Source organism: Pseudomonas helleri (assembly GCF_001043025.1).
GTDB lineage: Bacteria > Pseudomonadota > Gammaproteobacteria > Pseudomonadales > Pseudomonadaceae > Aquipseudomonas > Aquipseudomonas helleri.
The window spans coordinates 37,191-56,117 of sequence record NZ_JYLD01000021.1 but is presented as its reverse complement, the minus strand read 5'-3'; the positions used below and the strand labels follow the sequence as shown (position 1 = coordinate 56,117).

Sequence of the window (18,927 nt, the reverse complement as noted above, 5' to 3'; positions counted from 1 at the left end):
TGGCCGAGTAATCATGGATATTAAACGCACGATCCTGATCGTCGCTCTCGCAGTCGTGTCCTACGTTATGGTTCTGAAATGGAACCAGGATTACGGCCAAGCTGCCCTGCCGACTCAGAATGTTGCCGCCAGCAGTAATACCGCGCAGGGTTTGCCTGACTCGGTGCCAGGTAACAACGCTTCGAACAGTGCCGATGTACCCAGTGCCAATGCCGACACCAACACACCAACAGAAACGCCGGTGGCTGCAAGCAAAGACCTGATTCACGTCAAAACCGACGTACTGGATATTGCAATTGATCCACAGGGTGGTGACGTTGCCCAACTGCGTCTGCCGCTTTATCCACGTCGCCAGGACCACCCGGATGTGCCTTTCCAGCTGTTCGATAACGGCGGCGAGCGTACTTATCTGGCACAAAGTGGCCTGACTGGCGTTGACGGTCCGGATGCACGTGCCGCCGGTCGTCCGGTTTTCAGTGTGGATAAAAAGACCTATGAACTGGCTCCTGGCCAGGATCAATTGGTTGTTGACCTGAAATTCAGCGAAGACGGCGTTAATTACATCAAGCGTTTCACGTTCAAACGTGGCCTGTACGATGTTCAAGTCAGTTATTTGATTGATAACGAGAGTGGCAAGCCGTGGACCGGCAACCTGTTCGCGCAATTGAAACGCGACGCCAGCTCTGATCCTTCTTCCAGCACCGCCACCGGTACTGCCACTTACCTGGGCGCCGCCCTGTGGACAAGTGCAGAACCGTACAAAAAAGTGTCGATGAAAGATATCGACAAGGGTTCGCTGAAAGAAACCGTTCAAGGTGGTTGGGTTGCATGGCTGCAGCACTACTTTGTAACCGCGTGGATCCCTCAGAAAGGCGATAACAACGTCGTACAGACCCGCAAAGACAATCAAGGTAACTACATCATCGGTTTCACTGGCCCTACCTTGACGGTTGAGCCGGGCAAAACAGGTGAAACCAGCGCTACCTTGTACGCAGGTCCAAAGAGCCAGGGTGTACTCAAAGAGTTGTCCCCAGGCCTGGAGCTGACTGTCGACTACGGCATTCTGTGGTTCATTGCCCAGCCAATCTTCTGGTTGCTGCAACATATCCACAGCCTGGTGGGTAACTGGGGCTGGTCGATTATCTTCCTGACCATGCTGATCAAAGGGATCTTCTTCCCGCTGTCGGCCGCCAGCTACAAATCGATGGCTCGCATGCGCGCTGTGGCACCAAAACTGGCCGCTCTGAAAGAGCAGTTCGGTGATGATCGCCAGAAAATGTCGCAAGCGATGATGGAGCTGTACAAGAAAGAGAAGATCAATCCACTGGGCGGCTGCTTGCCGATCCTGGTGCAGATGCCGGTGTTCCTGTCCTTGTACTGGGTACTTCTGGAAAGTGTTGAAATGCGTCAAGCGCCTTTCATGCTCTGGATTACCGACTTGTCGATTAAAGACCCGTTCTTCATTCTGCCGATCATCATGGGCGCAACCATGTTCATCCAGCAGCGTCTGAACCCGACACCTCCGGATCCGATGCAGGCCAAGGTGATGAAGTTGATGCCAATCATCTTCACCTTCTTCTTCCTGTGGTTCCCAGCTGGTCTGGTGCTGTACTGGGTTGTGAACAACTGCCTGTCCATCGCTCAACAGTGGTACATCACACGTAAGATCGAAGCCGCTACCAAAAAAGCAGCTGCTTAACTTACTCTGTTAATCACCACTCAAAACGCCCCCTAGTGGGGCGTTTTGCTATCTGTCACTTTTGTTTTTGAGGCCTGTTTTTATGAGTGTTCCGGCACAAACCATTGCTGCTGTGGCAACCGCCCAAGGCCGAAGTGGTGTGGGGATCGTGCGTGTTTCCGGGCCACTCGCCCGGGCGGCGGCGCAAGCGTTCACTGAGCGCGAACTGAAACCGCGCTACGCCCATTACGGACCGTTTTATGGTGAAAACGGTGAAGTTTTGGATGAAGGCATTGCGCTGTATTTCCCGGGCCCAAACTCGTTCACCGGCGAAGATGTGCTGGAGTTGCAAGGTCACGGTGGGCCGATCGTGCTCGATATGCTGCTGCAACGCTGCATCGAGCTGGGTTGCCGTCTGGCACGACCAGGCGAATTCAGTGAGCGCGCGTTTTTAAACGACAAGCTCGATCTGGCTCAGGCCGAGGCCATTGCCGACCTCATTGAAGCAAGTTCTGCACAGGCTGCGCGCAACGCATTACGGTCTTTGCAGGGGGCTTTCTCACACCGTGTGCATAACTTGACTGAGCAGCTCATCAGTTTGCGCATCTACGTCGAGGCAGCGATTGACTTCCCGGAGGAAGAAATCGACTTTCTGGCCGATGGCCACGTATTGCGCATGCTCGATAAAGTCCGCGAAGAGTTATCCACCGTTAAGCGCGAAGCCGGTCAGGGCGCCTTGCTGCGCGATGGCATGACGGTGGTCATTGCCGGTCGGCCCAATGCAGGCAAGTCCAGTTTGCTCAACGCGCTGGCCGGCCGTGAAGCAGCCATTGTGACGGAGATCGCCGGTACGACCCGCGACGTGCTGCGTGAACATATCCACATCGACGGCATGCCCCTGCATGTGGTGGATACAGCAGGACTACGGGATACCGAAGATCAGGTCGAGAAAATCGGCGTGCAGCGAGCCCTCAAAGCCATTGGTGAGGCGGATCGCGTGTTGCTGGTGGTGGATGCGACGGCACCGGAAGCGGATGACCCCTTCGCGTTGTGGCCCGAGTTTTTGGAGCAGCGCCCGGACCCGGCCAAAGTCACCTTGATTCGTAACAAGGCGGACCTCAGCGGTGAAGCGGTGAGCCTTGAAGTGAGCGCCGATGGCCATGTCACGATCAGCCTTAGCGCCCGATCGACGGACGGTCTGGATTTGCTGCGTGAGCACCTCAAGGCCTGCATGGGATACGAGCAAACCTCTGAAAGCAGCTTCAGCGCACGTCGTCGTCACCTGGAGGCGTTGCAGCACGCCAGCGATGCCCTTGAGCATGGCCGGGCACAGCTGACGCTGGCGGGCGCCGGTGAATTGCTGGCCGAAGATTTGCGCATGGCGCAGCAATCGCTGGGCGAGATTACCGGGGCATTCAGCTCGGATGATCTGCTGGGGCGGATCTTCTCCAGCTTCTGTATCGGGAAATAATGCCTAGCAACCCGTAGGAGTTGCCGCCCCGTCTTCGACGCCGCGCTGTCGCGCAGCAAACAGGCCACCGAATATCTTCAGCATCCCCCAATCGGTTCCCTCTCCTTCGGGAGAGGGCTAGGGTGAGGGGGGCTCTTAGATCAAGATCAAAAGATCGCGAGCAAGCTCGCTCCTACAAGGTATTTAGAATCAATAACTTATGTTGTGTTTGATAGGAGCGAGCTTGCCTGGCGATCTTTTGATCTGTTAAAAGGTCACGAGACAAGTTCGTCTCCTACAGGTATTAGTCCAATGCGCCATTGATGCCGCCGCAAATCTTGCGGCCAGTTCTTGATTCCCCTGCAACAGGGGGTAGATCTGTGCATCTCTGGAGTGCGTATGACCCACGCGACCTGTGTAACGCTGGAAGGCGTTTCTTATCAGCTGCCCGATGGCAGCCCGCTGTTTTCTGATCTCAACCTGCATCTCGATCAACGCCACACCGGCCTGGTGGGGCGTAATGGTGTGGGTAAAAGTGTATTGGCTCGTCTGATTGCCGGGGATATTGCTCCTACCGCTGGGCGCTGCCTGCGCACCGCAAAGGTTTATTACCTGGCGCAGCACATCACCCATGCCCCCGGGCAGACGGTCGCTGATCTGGCCGGTGTGCAACCCATCATCAACGCGCTGGAACGCATCGAGCAGGGCAGTACCGCACCAGCCGACTTTGACGCGGTGGGCGAGCAGTGGAACATTCGCCAGCAGTTACTCGACCAACTGGCCCACAACAACCTCGAGCACCTCACGCCTTCAACCCCGACCTCACGGCTCAGTGGCGGCGAAGCCATGCGTGTCGCGCTGATGGGGGCGTTTATGTCAGAAGCCGAGCTGCTGATTCTGGATGAGCCGACCAATCATCTGGACCGTGAGCAACGTTTGGCACTGCAGGCGCAACTCAGCCATTGGCCCAAGGCGTTGCTGGTGATCAGCCATGACCGCGAGTTGCTGGAGACGATGACGCGCATCCTCGAACTCTCAGCCCTGGGGCTGACCAGCTACGGCGGGGGTTATTCGTTTTATGCACAGGCCAAAGCCCAGCAGCAATCGGCCGCCGAACAGCAACTGGCCCACGCCAAACTGGAACGAAATAGACAAGAACAACGGTTGCGCGAGCAGGCTGAACAGCTTGAACGCAGGCAGGCGCGGGGTAACAAGTCTGCCAGCACCCGTAATCAGGCGAAGATTTTGCTGGGCCGCCAAAAGGAGCGCAGCCAAAACAGCAGCGGCAAATTCCAGCAACATCAGCAAGCCGCGCGCGAGGCGTTGTCGGTGCGCGTCAGGCAAGCTGCCAGCCAGGTTGAAAGGCAGCAGGCCGTGTTTGTCTATGCCCCCTCAACAAGCCAGCACAGCGCTGCCCACATCGCTGAGCTGGTCGATGCACGTTTGCCGTATGGCCTCGAACCGTTGCGCACACTCAGCCTTACGCTTAGTCGGGGCCAGCGGGTGGCCTTGCTTGGCCCCAATGGCTGCGGTAAATCAACGGTACTTAAGGTGTTGGCTGGCCAAGTGCAGACTCTGGCTGGGCAGGCGGATGTCCATGTGAAAACAGCTTATCTTGATCAACACCTGGCGTTGCTTAACCTTGAATGTTCGGTGCTGGAGCAATTGCAGGCACTCAATCGGCAACTCACAGAGAGTGAATTGCGTACCCGGCTGGCGCAATTAGGGGTCGGCGCCGAGCAGGTGAATCGCCCTTGTGGACAACTCAGTGGGGGTGAACGGCTGAAGGCGGCAATGGCCTGTGTGTTCTATGCCGAGCAACCTGCGCAGTTGTTATTGCTCGATGAGCCCGCCAATCACCTCGATCTGGTGTCCTTGCTGGCGCTGGAAAGCATGCTCAATCAGTACACCGGCACGTTGGTTGTGACCTCACACGACCAAAGGTTTCTCGACGCTATTGGAATAACCCACAGGCTCATCGCGAGTGCCAACGGCTGGTTGAGCACCCCTGTTTGAATAGCCGATAAGCCGCCGTTCATCACCTTTATCCCTGTTGAATCTGCTGGCCGCTGGATGACGTGTTCATCCAGACGGCTTTCGGCCGCCTTTTTGTTGGCCTTGAAGGGGGGATTTCGTCGGATAAGCTCTGTGTATAACTGGCCCTTAGCTCAGTGGGTAAGTGGGCTCGAAAACTGAAGATAAACCCCCCTGTGGATAACGTTATCATTTACCCACAGGCTTAACGCACTTATTCACGCCCCTCATGGCCACATGACCACAGACTTTTGAATCTCTGTACAGTACGTAAAATAAGGCTATTAGCAATCTATCCACAGAAAGGTGCCGCTATAGAAATAAACATAAAAACAAAGCTTTAATAAATTTCTTCTTTATTTATTTTTCTATCTTGCCTTATCCACAAGCTGGTTAAATTTTGTGCAAAGGGTTCTTTAAGGAAGGCGAAGTCCCTATACTTCGCGGTCTATCCAAAAAACCCCTAGTAACAGGCACGAGGTGCGTGGTGAATTTCCCTTCCCGTTTTGCAGTGATCGTCATCGGTGGCGGTCACGCCGGAACCGAGGCTGCACTTGCTTCAGCACGCATGGGTGTAAAAACCCTGCTGTTGACCCACAACGTGGAAACCCTCGGGCATATGAGCTGCAACCCTGCGATCGGCGGGATTGGTAAAAGCCATCTGGTTAAAGAAATCGATGCCCTCGGCGGCGCGATGGCGACCGCAACGGATAAAAGCGGTATCCAGTTCCGCGTACTCAATGGCCGTAAAGGCCCGGCCGTGCGGGCAACCCGCGCACAGGCCGACCGCGCTATTTACAAGTCGGTGGTACGCGAAATTCTGGAAAACCAACCGAGCCTGTGGATATTTCAACAAGCAGCGGATGACCTGATTGTCGAAAACGATCAAGTACGCGGTGTTGTGACCCAGATGGGCCTGCGTTTTCTGGCCGACTCGGTGGTTTTGACCACCGGTACGTTCCTGGGGGGACTTATCCACATCGGTTTGCAGAATTACTCAGGCGGACGCGCCGGTGATCCACCTTCGATTGCCCTGGCACACCGTCTGCGTGAACTGCCTTTGCGTGTCGGTCGCCTGAAAACCGGCACCCCGCCACGCATTGATGGCCGTTCGGTTGATTTCTCGGTGATGACGGAACAACCGGGTGATACGCCGATCCCGGTCATGTCGTTCATGGGCAACAAAGAACAGCACCCGACTCAAGTCAGCTGCTGGATCACCCATACCAATGCACGCACCCACGAAATCATTGCGTCCAACCTCGATCGTTCGCCGATGTACTCAGGTGTGATTGAAGGGATTGGCCCACGTTACTGCCCGTCGATTGAAGACAAGATTCATCGTTTTGCTGACAAGGAAAGCCATCAGGTGTTTATCGAACCGGAAGGTTTGAACACCCATGAGCTGTATCCGAACGGTATTTCGACCTCGTTGCCTTTTGATGTTCAGTTGCAACTCGTGCAGTCGATCCGCGGTATGGAAAATGCCCACATCGTGCGACCTGGCTATGCCATCGAATATGATTATTTCGACCCGCGCGACCTGAAATACAGCCTCGAAACCAAGGTGATCGGCGGTTTGTTCTTTGCCGGGCAAATCAACGGCACCACCGGTTACGAAGAAGCGGGGGCACAAGGTTTGCTCGCCGGAACCAACGCAGCCTTGCTCGCACAGGGCAAAGAGACCTGGTGCCCGCGTCGCGATGAAGCCTACATCGGTGTATTGGTTGATGACCTGATTACCCTGGGGACTCAAGAACCGTACCGAATGTTTACTTCCCGCGCCGAATACCGCCTCATCCTGCGTGAAGACAACGCCGATATGCGCCTGACCGAAAAAGGTCGCGAGCTCGGTTTGGTCGATGACGCCCGTTGGGCAGCGTTCTGCACCAAGCGCGAAAGCATTGCCCTGGAAGAACAACGCCTGAAAAGCACCTGGGTACGCCCGGGGACTGAGCAAGGTGAAGCGATTGCGGCCAAATTTGGCACACCGTTGACCCATGAATACAATTTGCTCAGTTTGCTGACACGTCCGGAAATCGATTACGCCGGTCTGGTCGAAGTGACCGGTGAAGGGGCTAGCGACCCGCTGGTCGCTGAACAGGTTGAGATCAAAACCAAATACGCGGGCTACATCGACCGTCAACAGGACGAGATTGCGCGTCTTCGCGCCAGTGAAAATATCAAACTGCCTGTGGATATCGATTACACGACCATTTCCGGGTTGTCCAAAGAGATCCAGAGCAAGCTCGGTGCAACACGCCCCGAGACGCTGGGCCAGGCATCGCGGGTACCCGGTGTGACGCCGGCGGCGATTTCCCTGTTGATGATTCACCTGAAAAAACGCGGCGCTGGCCGCAAGTTGGAGCAAAACGCTTGAGTTCGCTGGTTACCGCACAACACGCTGAAGAGTTATCAACAGGTGCACGCCAACTGGGCGTCGCTTTGACCCAAACCCAGCATGACCTACTGCTGGGCTATCTGGCCCTGTTGATAAAATGGAACAAGGCCTACAACCTCACGGCTGTGCGTAACCCCGACGAGATGGTTTCGCGTCATTTGCTCGACAGCCTGAGCGTGATGCCGTTTATCGAAAACGGCCGTTGGCTGGACGTGGGCAGCGGCGGCGGCATGCCGGGTATCCCGTTGGCGATCCTGTTTCCTGAGTCGCAAGTAACCTGCCTGGACAGCAACGGCAAGAAAACCCGCTTTCTGACCCAGGTCAAACTCGAGCTCAAGCTGGACAACCTGCAAGTTATCCACAGCCGTGTTGAAGAGTTCCAGCCTGAGCAGGCGTTCAACGGAATTGTTTCCAGGGCTTTCAGCAGCATGGAGAACTTCACCAACTGGACGCGGCACTTGGGCAACAGCGAAACACGCTGGTTGGCAATGAAGGGCGTTCATCCGGCCGATGAGCTGGTAGCATTGCCGTCTGATTTTCGTCTAGATAGCGAACACGCCTTGACCGTACCGGGTTGCCAAGGCCAACGCCATCTGCTGATACTGCGCCGAACGGCATGATTGGGAACGCAAGCAAGAATGGCTAAGGTATTCGCAATAGCGAACCAAAAAGGTGGTGTGGGTAAAACCACCACCTGTATCAACCTCGCAGCATCGCTGGTCGCGACCAAGCGGCGCGTCCTGTTGATCGATCTAGATCCACAAGGCAACGCCACCATGGGCAGCGGTGTGGATAAACATGGTCTTGAGAATTCGGTCTACGACCTGTTGATCGGTGAATGCGACCTGGCCCAGGCCATGCACATCTCCGAACACGGTGGTTACCAGCTGTTGCCGGCCAACCGTGACCTGACGGCTGCCGAAGTCGTGCTGCTCGAAATGCAGATGAAAGAAAGCCGTCTGCGTACAGCGCTGGCGCCGGTGCGTGAAAGCTACGATTACATCCTGATCGACTGCCCGCCGTCGTTGTCGATGCTGACCTTGAACGCCCTGGTGGCTGCCGACGGGGTAATTATCCCCATGCAGTGCGAGTACTTCGCCCTTGAAGGCTTGAGCGACCTTGTGGATAACATCAAGCGCATCGCCGAATTGCTCAATCCGAACCTGAAAATCGAAGGCCTGCTGCGGACCATGTACGACCCGCGCCTGAGCCTGATGAACGATGTGTCGGCCCAGCTCAAGGAACACTTCGGCGAGCAGTTGTACGACACGGTGATTCCGCGAAACATTCGTCTGGCCGAGGCGCCGAGTTACGGCATGCCTGCATTGGCCTATGATAAAAACTCCCGTGGCGCGATTGCTTACCTTGCCCTGGCCGGCGAGCTGGTTCGTCGTCAACGTCGCACCTCCCGCACTGCTCAGCCAACTTAAGGATATTCCATGGCCGTCAAGAAACGAGGTCTAGGACGTGGACTGGATGCACTCCTGAGTGGTCCTACGGTCAGCTCGCTGGAAGAGCAGGCCGTCAAGGTCGATCAAAGCGAACTGCAGCATTTGCCCCTGGACCTGATCCAGCGCGGCAAATATCAGCCTCGTCGCGACATGGACCCGCAAGCGCTCGAAGAACTGGCGAACTCGATCAAGACCCAAGGCGTGATGCAGCCGATCGTGGTGCGTCCGATCGCCGGCGACCGTTTTGAGATCATTGCCGGTGAGCGTCGCTGGCGCGCCAGCCAACAGGCCGGTAAAGACACCATTCCGGCGATGGTGCGTGATGTGCCGGATGAAACCGCTATCGCGATGGCGCTGATTGAAAACATTCAGCGTGAAGACCTGAATCCGATCGAAGAAGCGATTGCCTTGCAACGCTTGCAGCAAGAGTTTCAGCTGACTCAACAACAAGTGGCCGACGCTGTGGGTAAGTCCCGCGTGTCTGTGGCTAACTTGTTGCGGTTGATTTCATTGCCCGAAGTGATCAAAACCATGCTGTCCCACGGTGACCTCGAAATGGGTCATGCGCGGGCATTGCTCGGTTTGCCGGACAACAAGCAGGTTGAGGGGGCGCGACACGTTGTCGCACGTGGTCTGACCGTACGCCAGACCGAAGCCTTGGTTCGTCAGTGGTTGAGCGGTAAACAAGAGCCTGCTGAACCGGTTAAAGCCGATCCCGATATCACTCGTCTCGAGCAGCGTCTGGCCGAGCGCCTAGGCTCTGCGGTGCAGATCCGCCACGGAAAGAAGGGAAAAGGCCAATTAGTGATTGGTTACAACTCCCTTGATGAGCTTCAAGGAGTGCTTGCTCACATCCGCTGAAACATTTCCTTTGTAGCGCGCAGTCGGAAATCACTACCTGACAGTTGAATAGGGGCTTCAGCGCCCCTATACTCTGCGCGCATTTTGTCGGCACAAATTATGCCAAGTTTTAGCTTTTGGCAGCCGACCATTGAGGAGCAGTTGTGATGGAGACACGCACGCCAAACCGCTTGCCATTCCATCGCTTGGCGGTTTTTCCGGTTTTGCTGGCTCAATTTGTCGTTTTATTGCTGGCTGCTCTGGGGCTCTGGCAATGGCATGGAGTTGTAGCCGGATACTCAGGACTCTGCGGAGGCCTGATCGCTTTGCTACCCAATGTGTACTTTGCTCACAGAGCTTTCCGGTTTACCGGCGCTCGAGCAGCGCAAGCCATCGTCCGGTCGTTTTACGCTGGCGAGGCGGGCAAATTAATTTTGACGGCAGTGCTGTTCGCGCTGACGTTTGCAGGTGTGAAGCCATTGGCGCCGCTAGCTGTATTCGGCGTCTTCGTGTTGACCCAATTGGTCAGCTGGTTCGCTCCCCTGCTAATGAGAACAACACTTTCGAGACCTTAGGGCGTTTGAGGCAACCATGGCAGAAACAACCGCTTCGGGCTATATCCAGCACCACTTACAGAACCTGACCTTCGGGCAGCTACCTGATGGCGGCTGGGGCTTTGCTCACACCGTTGCAGAAGCTAAAGCAATGGGCTTTTGGTCATTCCACGTCGATACCCTCGGCTGGTCTGTATTCGTAGGCTTGCTGTTTATCTTCATTTTCCGCATGGCGGCCAAGAAGGCAACTTCCGGTCAACCAGGCGCACTGCAGAACTTCGTTGAAGTGCTGGTGGAATTCGTTGATGGCAGCGTAAAAGACAGCTTCCATGGCCGTAGCGCCGTGATTGCTCCGCTGGCGCTGACAATTTTCGTCTGGGTATTCCTGATGAACGTCATCGACCTGATCCCGGTTGACTGGATTCCACAGTTGGCCATCCTGATCACTGGCGATGAGCACTTCCCGTTCCGTGCCGTACCGACGACCGATCCTAACGCTACCCTGGGCATGGCCCTGTCGGTATTCGCGTTGATCATCTTCTACAGCATCAAAATCAAGGGCATCGGCGGTTTTATCGGCGAACTGACCCTGCACCCGTTCGGCAGCAAGAATATCCTGGTTCAAGCGCTGCTGATTCCGGTGAACTTCCTGCTCGAATTCGTGACGCTGGTTGCCAAGCCAATCTCGCTGGCACTGCGTCTGTTCGGCAACATGTACGCTGGCGAACTGGTATTTATCCTGATCGCCGTAATGTTCGGCAGCGGCCTGCTTTGGCTTAGCGGTCTGGGCGTGGTGCTGCAATGGGCGTGGGCTGTATTCCACATCCTGATCATCACCTTGCAAGCGTTCATCTTCATGATGTTGACCATCGTTTACTTGTCGATGGCGCACGAAGAGAACCACTAAGACCCGTTTCGGCGAGTCTGGTGCCCCTCCCGTTCCGGCGGGAGGGTGTAGCAAATTGATTTTGTTTTACCGCTTTAATCTAAAAACCTAAACCATACGACGTAAAAGTCGGGAGGAAAGATGGAAACTGTAGTTGGTCTAACCGCTATCGCTGTTGCACTGTTGATCGGCCTGGGTGCACTGGGTACCGCAATTGGTTTCGGCCTGTTGGGCGGCAAGTTCCTGGAAGGCGCTGCGCGTCAACCAGAAATGGTTCCAATGCTGCAAGTTAAAATGTTCATCGTTGCCGGTCTGCTCGACGCCGTAACCATGATCGGTGTTGGTATCGCACTGTTCTTCACTTTCGCGAACCCTTTCGTTGGTCAACTCGCTGGCTAATCACTCGAATTTTCGAGTTGATTAGAGTGATGGACAACGAACGAGCGAGGTGTTGGCGTGAACATTAATGCAACCCTGATTGGCCAGTCCGTTGCGTTCTTCATTTTTGTACTGTTTTGCATGAAGTTCGTGTGGCCTCCGGTCATCGCGGCATTGCAAGAACGTCAGAAGAAGATTGCGGCTGGACTGGACGCTGCTAACCGAGCAGCTCGTGACCTGGAGTTGGCCCAAGATAAAGCGGGTCAACAACTGCGCGAAGCTAAGGCTCAAGCAGCTGAAATCATTGAGCAAGCCAAGAAACGCGGTACTCAGATCGTAGACGAAGCCCGTGAACAGGCTCGCGTTGAAGCTGACCGTGTGAAGGCTCAGGCTCAGGCCGAGATCGAACAGGAACTGAACAGCGTTAAAGACGCCCTGCGCGCCCAATTGGGTGGCTTGGCTGTTGAAGGCGCAGAGAAGATCCTGGGTGCCACAATCGATCAAAACGCGCACGCGGAGCTGGTTAATAAACTGGCTGCTGAAATTTAAGCGAGGGCGATCATGGCAGAATTGACCACGTTGGCCCGACCTTACGCTAAGGCAGCCTTCGAGCACGCCCAGGCCCACCAGCAACTGGCCTCTTGGTCAGCCATGCTCGGCCTGGCTGCAGCGGTGTCGCAAGACGACACGATGCAGCGCGTGCTCAAGGCCCCGCGACTGACGAGCGCAGAAAAGGCCGCCACGTTTATTGACGTGTGCGGCGACAAGTTTGATGTGAAAGTGCAGAACTTCATCCACGTCGTTGCAGAAAACGACCGTCTCCTGCTTCTGCCGGAGATCGCCGCTCTGTTTGACCTGTACAAGGCCGAGCAAGAGAAGTCGGTAGATGTTGAAGTGACCAGTGCTTTCGCATTGAACCAAGAACAGCAAGACAAACTCGCCAAGGTTCTCAGTGCACGACTCGACCGGGAAGTGCGCCTGCAAGTTGCGGAAGACAAGTCCCTCATTGGGGGCATTGTCATTCGCGCCGGCGACCTGGTTATCGATGGCTCGATTCGCGGCAAACTCGCGAATCTTGCCGAAGCATTGAAATCTTGAGTTTGAAGGGGCAGCAGAGCAATGCAGCAACTCAATCCTTCCGAAATAAGTGAAATTATCAAGGGCCGCATCGACAAGCTCGATGTGACCTCCCAAGCCCGTAACGAAGGCACTGTCGTCAGCGTATCTGACGGTATCGTGCGGATTCACGGTCTGGCCGACGTAATGTCCGGCGAGATGATCGAGTTTCCGGGCGGCGTCTTCGGTATGGCCCTCAACCTGGAGCAAGACTCCGTAGGTGCCGTAATTTTGGGCGCTTACCAGTCTCTGGCTGAAGGCATGAGCGCCAAGTGCACCGGCCGCATCCTGGAAGTTCCTGTTGGTAAGGAACTGCTGGGTCGCGTAGTCGACGCACTGGGTAACCCAGTTGACGGCAAAGGTCCTCTGGGCAACACCGAGACCGACGCGGTCGAGAAAGTTGCTCCAGGCGTGATCTGGCGTAAGTCGGTAGACCAGCCTGTACAGACTGGCTACAAGGCTGTCGATGCCATGATCCCTGTCGGCCGTGGCCAGCGTGAGCTGATCATCGGTGACCGTCAGATCGGTAAAACCGCTCTGGCGATCGACGCGATCATCAACCAGAAAGACAGCGGCATTTTCTGCGTCTACGTAGCTATCGGTCAGAAGCAATCGACCATCGCTAACGTGGTTCGCAAGCTGGAAGAAAACGGCGCACTGAAAAACACGATCATCGTGGCTGCCAGTGCTTCTGAATCGCCTGCGCTGCAATACCTGGCTCCTTACGCCGGTTGCACCATGGGTGAGTTCTTCCGCGACCGCGGTGAAGACGCGCTGATCGTTTATGACGATCTGTCCAAGCAAGCAGTGGCTTACCGCCAGATTTCCCTGCTGCTGCGCCGTCCACCAGGCCGTGAAGCTTACCCAGGCGACGTGTTCTATCTCCACTCCCGTCTGCTGGAGCGCGCATCCCGCGTTTCGGAAGATTACGTAGAGAAGTTCACCAATGGCGCAGTGACCGGCAAAACCGGTTCCCTGACCGCATTGCCGATCATCGAAACTCAAGCTGGCGACGTTTCCGCGTTCGTTCCGACCAACGTGATTTCCATCACCGACGGTCAGATCTTCCTGGAATCGGCCATGTTCAACTCGGGCATCCGCCCTGCAGTGAACGCCGGTGTTTCGGTATCCCGTGTGGGTGGTGCCGCTCAGACCAAGATCATCAAGAAGCTCTCCGGTGGTATCCGTACCGCTCTGGCTCAGTACCGTGAACTGGCCGCATTCGCCCAGTTCGCTTCTGACCTGGACGAAGCGACCCGTAAGCAACTTGAGCATGGTCAGCGCGTTACCGAGCTGATGAAGCAGAAGCAATACGCCCCAATGTCGATCGCTGACATGGCGTTGTCGCTGTATGCCGCTGAGCGTGGGTTCCTGACTGACGTCGAAATCGCCAAGGTCGGCAGCTTTGAACAAGCGCTGATTGCTTACTTCAACCGCGATCACGCCGACTTGTTGGCCAAGATCAACGTGAAGGGTGACTTCAATGACGAAATCGATGCTGGCCTGAAAGCCGGTATCGAGAAGTTCAAGGCCACCCAAACCTGGTAAGCCGCAGCGGGAGCCGCAAGGCTCCCGCTTGCTAACCTGATAGGTGTTACATGGCAGGCGCAAAAGAGATTCGCAGTAAGATTGCGAGCATCAAAAGCACGCAAAAAATTACCAGCGCCATGGAAAAAGTGGCGGTCAGCAAAATGCGCAAGGCACAAATGCGCATGGCTGCTAGCCGTCCTTATGCGGAGCGCATCCGCCAGGTTATTGGGCATTTGGCCAACGCCAACCCGGAATACCGCCACCCATTCATGATCGACCGCGCAGTTAAGCGTGTGGGTTATGTGGTTGTGAGCAGTGACCGTGGTTTGTGCGGTGGTTTGAATACCAACCTGTTCAAGGCCCTGGTCAAGGACATGGCGGTAAACCGCGATAACGGCGTCGAGATTGATCTGTGTGTTGTTGGTAGCAAGGGTGCGGCCTTTTTCCGTAACTTCGGCGGTAACGTCGTTGCAGCTATCAGCCACCTGGGTGAAGAGCCGTCGATCAATGATCTGATCGGCAGTGTGAAGGTGATGCTGGATGCGTACCTGGAAGGCCGGATTGACCGCCTGTCCGTGGTATCCAACAAGTTCATCAACACCATGACCCAGCAGCCAACCGTGGAGCAATTGATTCCACTGGTGGCGACCCCGGATCAGGAACTCAAGCACCACTGGGACTACCTCTACGAACCAGACGCCAAAGAGCTGCTTGACGGCTTGATGGTGCGTTACGTGGAGTCGCAGGTGTACCAGGCGGTGGTCGAGAACAACGCAGCTGAACAAGCGGCGCGGATGATCGCGATGAAAAACGCTACCGATAACGCCGGTGATCTGATCAGCGATTTGCAGCTGGTCTACAACAAGGCGCGTCAGGCTGCGATCACCCAAGAGATCTCGGAAATCGTCGGCGGCGCTGCCGCGGTTTAACGGTTCAAATATTCAGAGGATCCAGCTATGAGTAGCGGACGTATCGTTCAAATCATCGGCGCCGTTATCGACGTGGAATTTCCACGCGACAGCGTACCGAGCATCTACAACGCGCTGAAAGTACAAGGCGCGGAAACTACTCTGGAAGTTCAGCAGCAGCTGGGCGACGGCGTAGTTCGTACCATTGCGATGGGTTCCACCGAAGGCTTGAAGCGCGGTCTGGACGTAGTCGACACTGGCGCAGCCATCTCCGTACCGGTCGGTAAAGCGACCCTGGGCCGGATCATGGACGTACTGGGTAACCCGATTGACGAAGCTGGCCCGATCGACACCGAAGAGCGTTGGGGCATTCACCGTCCAGCACCTTCGTTCGCCGAGCAAGCTGGCGGCAACGATCTGCTGGAAACAGGCATCAAGGTTATCGACCTGGTTTGCCCGTTCGCCAAAGGCGGTAAAGTAGGTCTGTTCGGTGGTGCCGGTGTAGGCAAAACCGTAAACATGATGGAACTGATCCGTAACATCGCCATCGAGCACAGCGGTTATTCCGTGTTCGCCGGTGTGGGTGAGCGTACTCGTGAGGGTAACGACTTCTACCACGAGATGAAGGATTCCAACGTACTGGACAAAGTAGCGCTGGTTTACGGTCAGATGAACGAGCCGCCGGGTAACCGTCTGCGCGTAGCACTGACTGGCCTGACCATGGCTGAGAAGTTCCGTGACGAAGGTAACGACGTTCTGTTGTTCGTCGACAACATCTACCGTTACACACTGGCCGGTACTGAAGTATCCGCACTGCTGGGCCGTATGCCTTCGGCAGTAGGTTACCAGCCGACCCTGGCTGAAGAGATGGGCGTTCTGCAAGAACGTATCACTTCGACCAAGGAAGGTTCGATCACTTCGATCCAAGCGGTATACGTACCTGCGGATGACTTGACCGACCCGTCGCCAGCGACCACCTTCGCCCACTTGGACGCCACCGTCGTACTGTCCCGTGACATCGCTTCCCTGGGTATCTACCCAGCGGTCGATCCACTCGACTCGACTTCGCGCCAGCTGGACCCGAACGTGATCGGTCAGGAGCACTACGACACCGCTCGCGGCGTTCAGTACGTGCTGCAGCGTTACAAAGAACTGAAGGACATCATTGCGATCCTGGGTATGGACGAGCTGTCGGAAGCCGACAAGCAGTTGGTAAACCGTGCTCGTAAGATCCAGCGCTTCTTGTCGCAGCCGTTCTTCGTGGCTGAAGTCTTCACCGGTGCTTCGGGTAAATACGTTTCCCTGAAAGACACCATTGCTGGCTTCAAAGGCATCCTCAACGGTGACTACGACCACCTGCCAGAACAAGCGTTCTACATGGTTGGCGGCATCGAAGAAGCGATCGAGAAAGCCAAGAAACTGTAATTCGGGCGCCCGGAAACGGGCGCTAATCAGGTTGAGGCAATCAGATGGCTAATATGACAGTCCATTGCGATATCGTCAGCGCGGAAGGAGAAATCTTTTCCGGTCTGGTTGAGATGGTGATTGCGCACGGTGCACTGGGTGATCTTGGTATCGCTCTGGGTCACGCTCCGCTGATCACCAGTCTGAACCCAGGTCCGATCCGCCTGATCAAACAGGGTGGCGAAGCCGAGGTGTTTTACATCTCTGGTGGTTTCCTCGAGGTTCAGCCGAACATGGTCAAGGTGCTTGCCGACACCGTGCAACGTGCTGCCGACCTGGATGAAGCCTCTGCTCAGGAAGCCGTTAAGGCTGCCGAGAAGGCCCTGAACGAAAAAGGCGCAGATTTCGATTACGGATCTGCTGCCGCACGTCTGGCCGAGGCTGCAGCTCAGCTGCGCACCGTCCAGCAAATCCGCAAGAAGTTCGGCAATTAAGCCGTTACTGATTGTGTGATTGATTAAAAAGGGTAGCCTCGGCTACCCTTTTTTCATTTCCGCGAACTACTTTTGGTCGCATTCGCTGACCACCCAGGATTGGTAGCCAGTCATGTCTCTCGATATCGTTATTCTCGCCGCAGGCCAGGGCACCCGCATGCGTTCGTCCCTGCCCAAGGTCCTTCACCCGGTGGCCGGCAACTCCATGCTTGGGCATGTTATCCACAGCGCCCGCCAACTTAAGCCGACCGGTATTCACGTGGTTATCGGCCATGGTGCCGAATTGGTCCGCGAGCGTCTGGCTGCTGATGACCTGAACTTTGTGCTGCAAGACAAGCAACTGGGTACCGGCCACGCCGTGGCGCAAGCCTTGCCATTTTTGACCGCCGAAAATGTGCTGGTGCTGTACGGCGATGTACCGTTGATCGAAGTCGACACCTTGCAACGCCTGCTCAAGCAAGTGAGCCCCGAGCAACTGGGCCTGCTGACCGTGAACCTGGCTGACCCGACGGGCTATGGCCGTATTGTGCGTGATGCCACCGGCAAGGTCAGCGCCATTGTTGAGCATAAAGATGCCACCGATGAGCAACGTGCCATCACCGAAGGCAATACGGGGATTCTGGCTTTGCCAACCGCACGCCTGGCTGACTGGATGAGCCGTTTGTCGAACAACAATGCCCAGGGCGAGTATTACCTGACTGACGTAATCGCCATGGCGGTTAACGATGGTTTGGTAGTGGCCACTGAGCACGCCCATGACCCGATGGAAGTGCAGGGCGCTAATGACCGTAAACAGCTCAGCGAGCTGGAACGTCATTACCAGTTGCGTGAAGGCCGTCGACTGATGGCACTGGGCGTAACACTGCGTGACCCGGCCCGTTTTGATGTGCGCGGTGAAGTGACCGTCGGTCGTGACGTGCTGATCGACATCAACGTGATTCTTGAAGGTCGCGTGGTGATCGAAGATGACGTGGTGATTGGTCCGAACTGCGTGATCAAAGACAGCACCTTGCGCAAAGGTGCGGTGGTCAAAGCCAACAGCCACCTTGATGGCGCGGTACTGGGCGAGGGCAGCGATGCCGGTCCTTTCGCGCGATTGCGTCCGGGCAGCGTGCTCGATGCTCGCGCCCATGTGGGTAACTTTGTAGAGTTGAAAAACACCCACCTGGGTGAAGAAGCCAAGTGCGGTCACCTGACCTATTTGGGCGATGCCGAAGTGGGCCCGCGCACCAACATCGGCGCGGGCACCATCACCTGCAACTACGACGGTGCCAACAAGTGGAAAACCGTGTTGGGTGCGGATGTGTTCATCGGTTCCAACAACTCGCTGGTAGCGCCTGTGGATATCTCTGATGGAGCCACCACTGCGGCCGGTTCGACCATCAATCAAAACGTTGAAGCCGAGCAATTGGCTGTGGGCCGTGCCCGCCAGCGCAATATCGATGGCTGGAAACGCCCGGTGAAACAACCGAAGCCGTAAGTTAATTCCCCACTGTAGGAGCGAGCTCGTCTCGCGATCTTTTGACCCATCGAAAGATCACCGCCTTCGGCAGCTCCTACAAAGGTAGTTATCCACAGCTCGAAATGGTTGTTTTGTTACACATTTAAGTCATCGTATAACTGTTTTAAATCAATAACTTACACAAAGCCTTATCCATCACCTGTGGATAAGGCTTTGTTTTATCTGCTCTTTATTGCCCGCCAAACCCCCGCCTGGTGGGGGCGAAAGTGAGTTATTCACAAAATAATCTGCAACAAATTCTTGACGTGAATTTCGAGATCGGGTTTCATTGCTTTCGTTAT

Annotated in this window: 17 protein-coding genes; all 17 read left to right on the top strand. The window is 55.7% G+C overall.

Annotation, left to right across the window (positions count from 1 at the left end; genetic code table 11):
- Positions 1–13 precede the first annotated feature (13 nt).
- The 17 genes from yidC (at position 14) to glmU (ending at position 18,604) form a co-directional block, all read left to right on the top strand.
- Positions 14–1,699 (top strand): membrane protein insertase YidC, encoded by a 1,686-nt coding sequence (yidC, locus tag TU84_RS23830; protein WP_048373576.1) that lies wholly within the window; start codon positions 14–16, stop codon positions 1,697–1,699.
- An 82-nt stretch (positions 1,700–1,781) separates the two neighbouring features.
- The gene (mnmE, locus tag TU84_RS23825; RefSeq protein WP_048373575.1) at positions 1,782–3,149 is read left to right on the top strand and encodes a tRNA uridine-5-carboxymethylaminomethyl(34) synthesis GTPase MnmE; all 1,368 of its coding nucleotides are present in this window, start codon (positions 1,782–1,784) and stop codon (positions 3,147–3,149) included.
- Positions 3,150–3,527: 378 nt separating this feature from the next.
- Positions 3,528–5,144 (top strand): ABC-F family ATP-binding cassette domain-containing protein, encoded by a 1,617-nt coding sequence (locus TU84_RS23820; protein ID WP_048373573.1) that lies wholly within the window; start codon positions 3,528–3,530, stop codon positions 5,142–5,144.
- Between the two features lie 505 nt (positions 5,145–5,649).
- A complete protein-coding gene (gene mnmG, locus TU84_RS23815; protein WP_048373612.1) occupies positions 5,650–7,542 on the top strand; it encodes a tRNA uridine-5-carboxymethylaminomethyl(34) synthesis enzyme MnmG in 1,893 nt (630 codons plus the stop codon).
- The gene (gene rsmG, locus TU84_RS23810; protein ID WP_048373571.1) at positions 7,539–8,183 is read left to right on the top strand and encodes a 16S rRNA (guanine(527)-N(7))-methyltransferase RsmG; all 645 of its coding nucleotides are present in this window, start codon (positions 7,539–7,541) and stop codon (positions 8,181–8,183) included. Before mnmG ends, rsmG begins: the two co-directional genes overlap by 4 nt.
- A gap of 18 nt (positions 8,184–8,201) precedes the next feature.
- Positions 8,202–8,993 (top strand): ParA family protein, encoded by a 792-nt coding sequence (locus TU84_RS23805; protein WP_048373569.1) that lies wholly within the window; start codon positions 8,202–8,204, stop codon positions 8,991–8,993.
- Between the two features lie 9 nt (positions 8,994–9,002).
- Entirely contained in the window at positions 9,003–9,875 is an 873-nt protein-coding gene (locus tag TU84_RS23800; protein WP_048373567.1) for a ParB/RepB/Spo0J family partition protein, read from the top strand.
- A gap of 146 nt (positions 9,876–10,021) precedes the next feature.
- The gene (locus TU84_RS23795) at positions 10,022–10,429 is read left to right on the top strand and encodes a F0F1 ATP synthase subunit I (protein WP_048373565.1); all 408 of its coding nucleotides are present in this window, start codon (positions 10,022–10,024) and stop codon (positions 10,427–10,429) included.
- A 16-nt stretch (positions 10,430–10,445) separates the two neighbouring features.
- Positions 10,446–11,315: a F0F1 ATP synthase subunit A gene (atpB, locus tag TU84_RS23790; RefSeq protein ID WP_048373563.1), complete on the top strand. Its 870-nt coding sequence runs from the start codon at positions 10,446–10,448 to the stop codon at positions 11,313–11,315.
- Positions 11,316–11,435: 120 nt separating this feature from the next.
- Positions 11,436–11,693, top strand: a complete 258-nt coding sequence (gene atpE / locus TU84_RS23785; RefSeq protein WP_002555987.1) for a F0F1 ATP synthase subunit C — start codon at positions 11,436–11,438, stop codon at positions 11,691–11,693.
- A gap of 57 nt (positions 11,694–11,750) precedes the next feature.
- Entirely contained in the window at positions 11,751–12,221 is a 471-nt protein-coding gene (locus tag TU84_RS23780; protein ID WP_048373561.1) for a F0F1 ATP synthase subunit B, read from the top strand.
- A gap of 12 nt (positions 12,222–12,233) precedes the next feature.
- Complete coding sequence (locus tag TU84_RS23775) at positions 12,234–12,770, top strand: F0F1 ATP synthase subunit delta (RefSeq protein WP_048373558.1); 537 nt, start codon at positions 12,234–12,236, stop codon at positions 12,768–12,770.
- A gap of 21 nt (positions 12,771–12,791) precedes the next feature.
- The gene (atpA, locus tag TU84_RS23770) at positions 12,792–14,336 is read left to right on the top strand and encodes a F0F1 ATP synthase subunit alpha (RefSeq protein ID WP_048373556.1); all 1,545 of its coding nucleotides are present in this window, start codon (positions 12,792–12,794) and stop codon (positions 14,334–14,336) included.
- 50 nt (positions 14,337–14,386) lie between these two features.
- Complete coding sequence (gene atpG, locus TU84_RS23765) at positions 14,387–15,247, top strand: F0F1 ATP synthase subunit gamma (protein WP_048373555.1); 861 nt, start codon at positions 14,387–14,389, stop codon at positions 15,245–15,247.
- Between the two features lie 27 nt (positions 15,248–15,274).
- Positions 15,275–16,651 (top strand): F0F1 ATP synthase subunit beta, encoded by a 1,377-nt coding sequence (atpD, locus tag TU84_RS23760; RefSeq protein ID WP_017135118.1) that lies wholly within the window; start codon positions 15,275–15,277, stop codon positions 16,649–16,651.
- A gap of 53 nt (positions 16,652–16,704) precedes the next feature.
- The gene (locus tag TU84_RS23755) at positions 16,705–17,124 is read left to right on the top strand and encodes a F0F1 ATP synthase subunit epsilon (protein ID WP_371928897.1); all 420 of its coding nucleotides are present in this window, start codon (positions 16,705–16,707) and stop codon (positions 17,122–17,124) included.
- Positions 17,125–17,236: 112 nt separating this feature from the next.
- Positions 17,237–18,604, top strand: a complete 1,368-nt coding sequence (gene glmU / locus TU84_RS23750) for a bifunctional UDP-N-acetylglucosamine diphosphorylase/glucosamine-1-phosphate N-acetyltransferase GlmU (protein WP_048373549.1) — start codon at positions 17,237–17,239, stop codon at positions 18,602–18,604.
- The last annotated feature ends 323 nt before the right edge of the window (positions 18,605–18,927 follow it).

What these genes read in the sequence shown, in the direction of transcription:
- glmU (WP_048373549.1), top strand. Translation starts at nt 17,237, where the DNA reads ATGTCTCTCGATATCGTTATTCTCGCCGCAGGCCAGGGCACCCGCATG.
- atpD (WP_017135118.1), top strand. Translation starts at nt 15,275, where the DNA reads ATGAGTAGCGGACGTATCGTTCAAATCATCGGCGCCGTTATCGACGTG.
- TU84_RS23755 (WP_371928897.1), top strand. Translation starts at nt 16,705, where the DNA reads ATGACAGTCCATTGCGATATCGTCAGCGCGGAAGGAGAAATCTTTTCC.
- TU84_RS23775 (WP_048373558.1), top strand. Translation starts at nt 12,234, where the DNA reads ATGGCAGAATTGACCACGTTGGCCCGACCTTACGCTAAGGCAGCCTTC.
- mnmE (WP_048373575.1), top strand. Translation starts at nt 1,782, where the DNA reads ATGAGTGTTCCGGCACAAACCATTGCTGCTGTGGCAACCGCCCAAGGC.
- TU84_RS23795 (WP_048373565.1), top strand. Translation starts at nt 10,022, where the DNA reads ATGGAGACACGCACGCCAAACCGCTTGCCATTCCATCGCTTGGCGGTT.
- atpA (WP_048373556.1), top strand. Translation starts at nt 12,792, where the DNA reads ATGCAGCAACTCAATCCTTCCGAAATAAGTGAAATTATCAAGGGCCGC.
- atpE (WP_002555987.1), top strand. Translation starts at nt 11,436, where the DNA reads ATGGAAACTGTAGTTGGTCTAACCGCTATCGCTGTTGCACTGTTGATC.
- TU84_RS23800 (WP_048373567.1), top strand. Translation starts at nt 9,003, where the DNA reads ATGGCCGTCAAGAAACGAGGTCTAGGACGTGGACTGGATGCACTCCTG.
- atpB (WP_048373563.1), top strand. Translation starts at nt 10,446, where the DNA reads ATGGCAGAAACAACCGCTTCGGGCTATATCCAGCACCACTTACAGAAC.
- yidC (WP_048373576.1), top strand. Translation starts at nt 14, where the DNA reads ATGGATATTAAACGCACGATCCTGATCGTCGCTCTCGCAGTCGTGTCC.
- TU84_RS23820 (WP_048373573.1), top strand. Translation starts at nt 3,528, where the DNA reads ATGACCCACGCGACCTGTGTAACGCTGGAAGGCGTTTCTTATCAGCTG.
- TU84_RS23805 (WP_048373569.1), top strand. Translation starts at nt 8,202, where the DNA reads ATGGCTAAGGTATTCGCAATAGCGAACCAAAAAGGTGGTGTGGGTAAA.
- atpG (WP_048373555.1), top strand. Translation starts at nt 14,387, where the DNA reads ATGGCAGGCGCAAAAGAGATTCGCAGTAAGATTGCGAGCATCAAAAGC.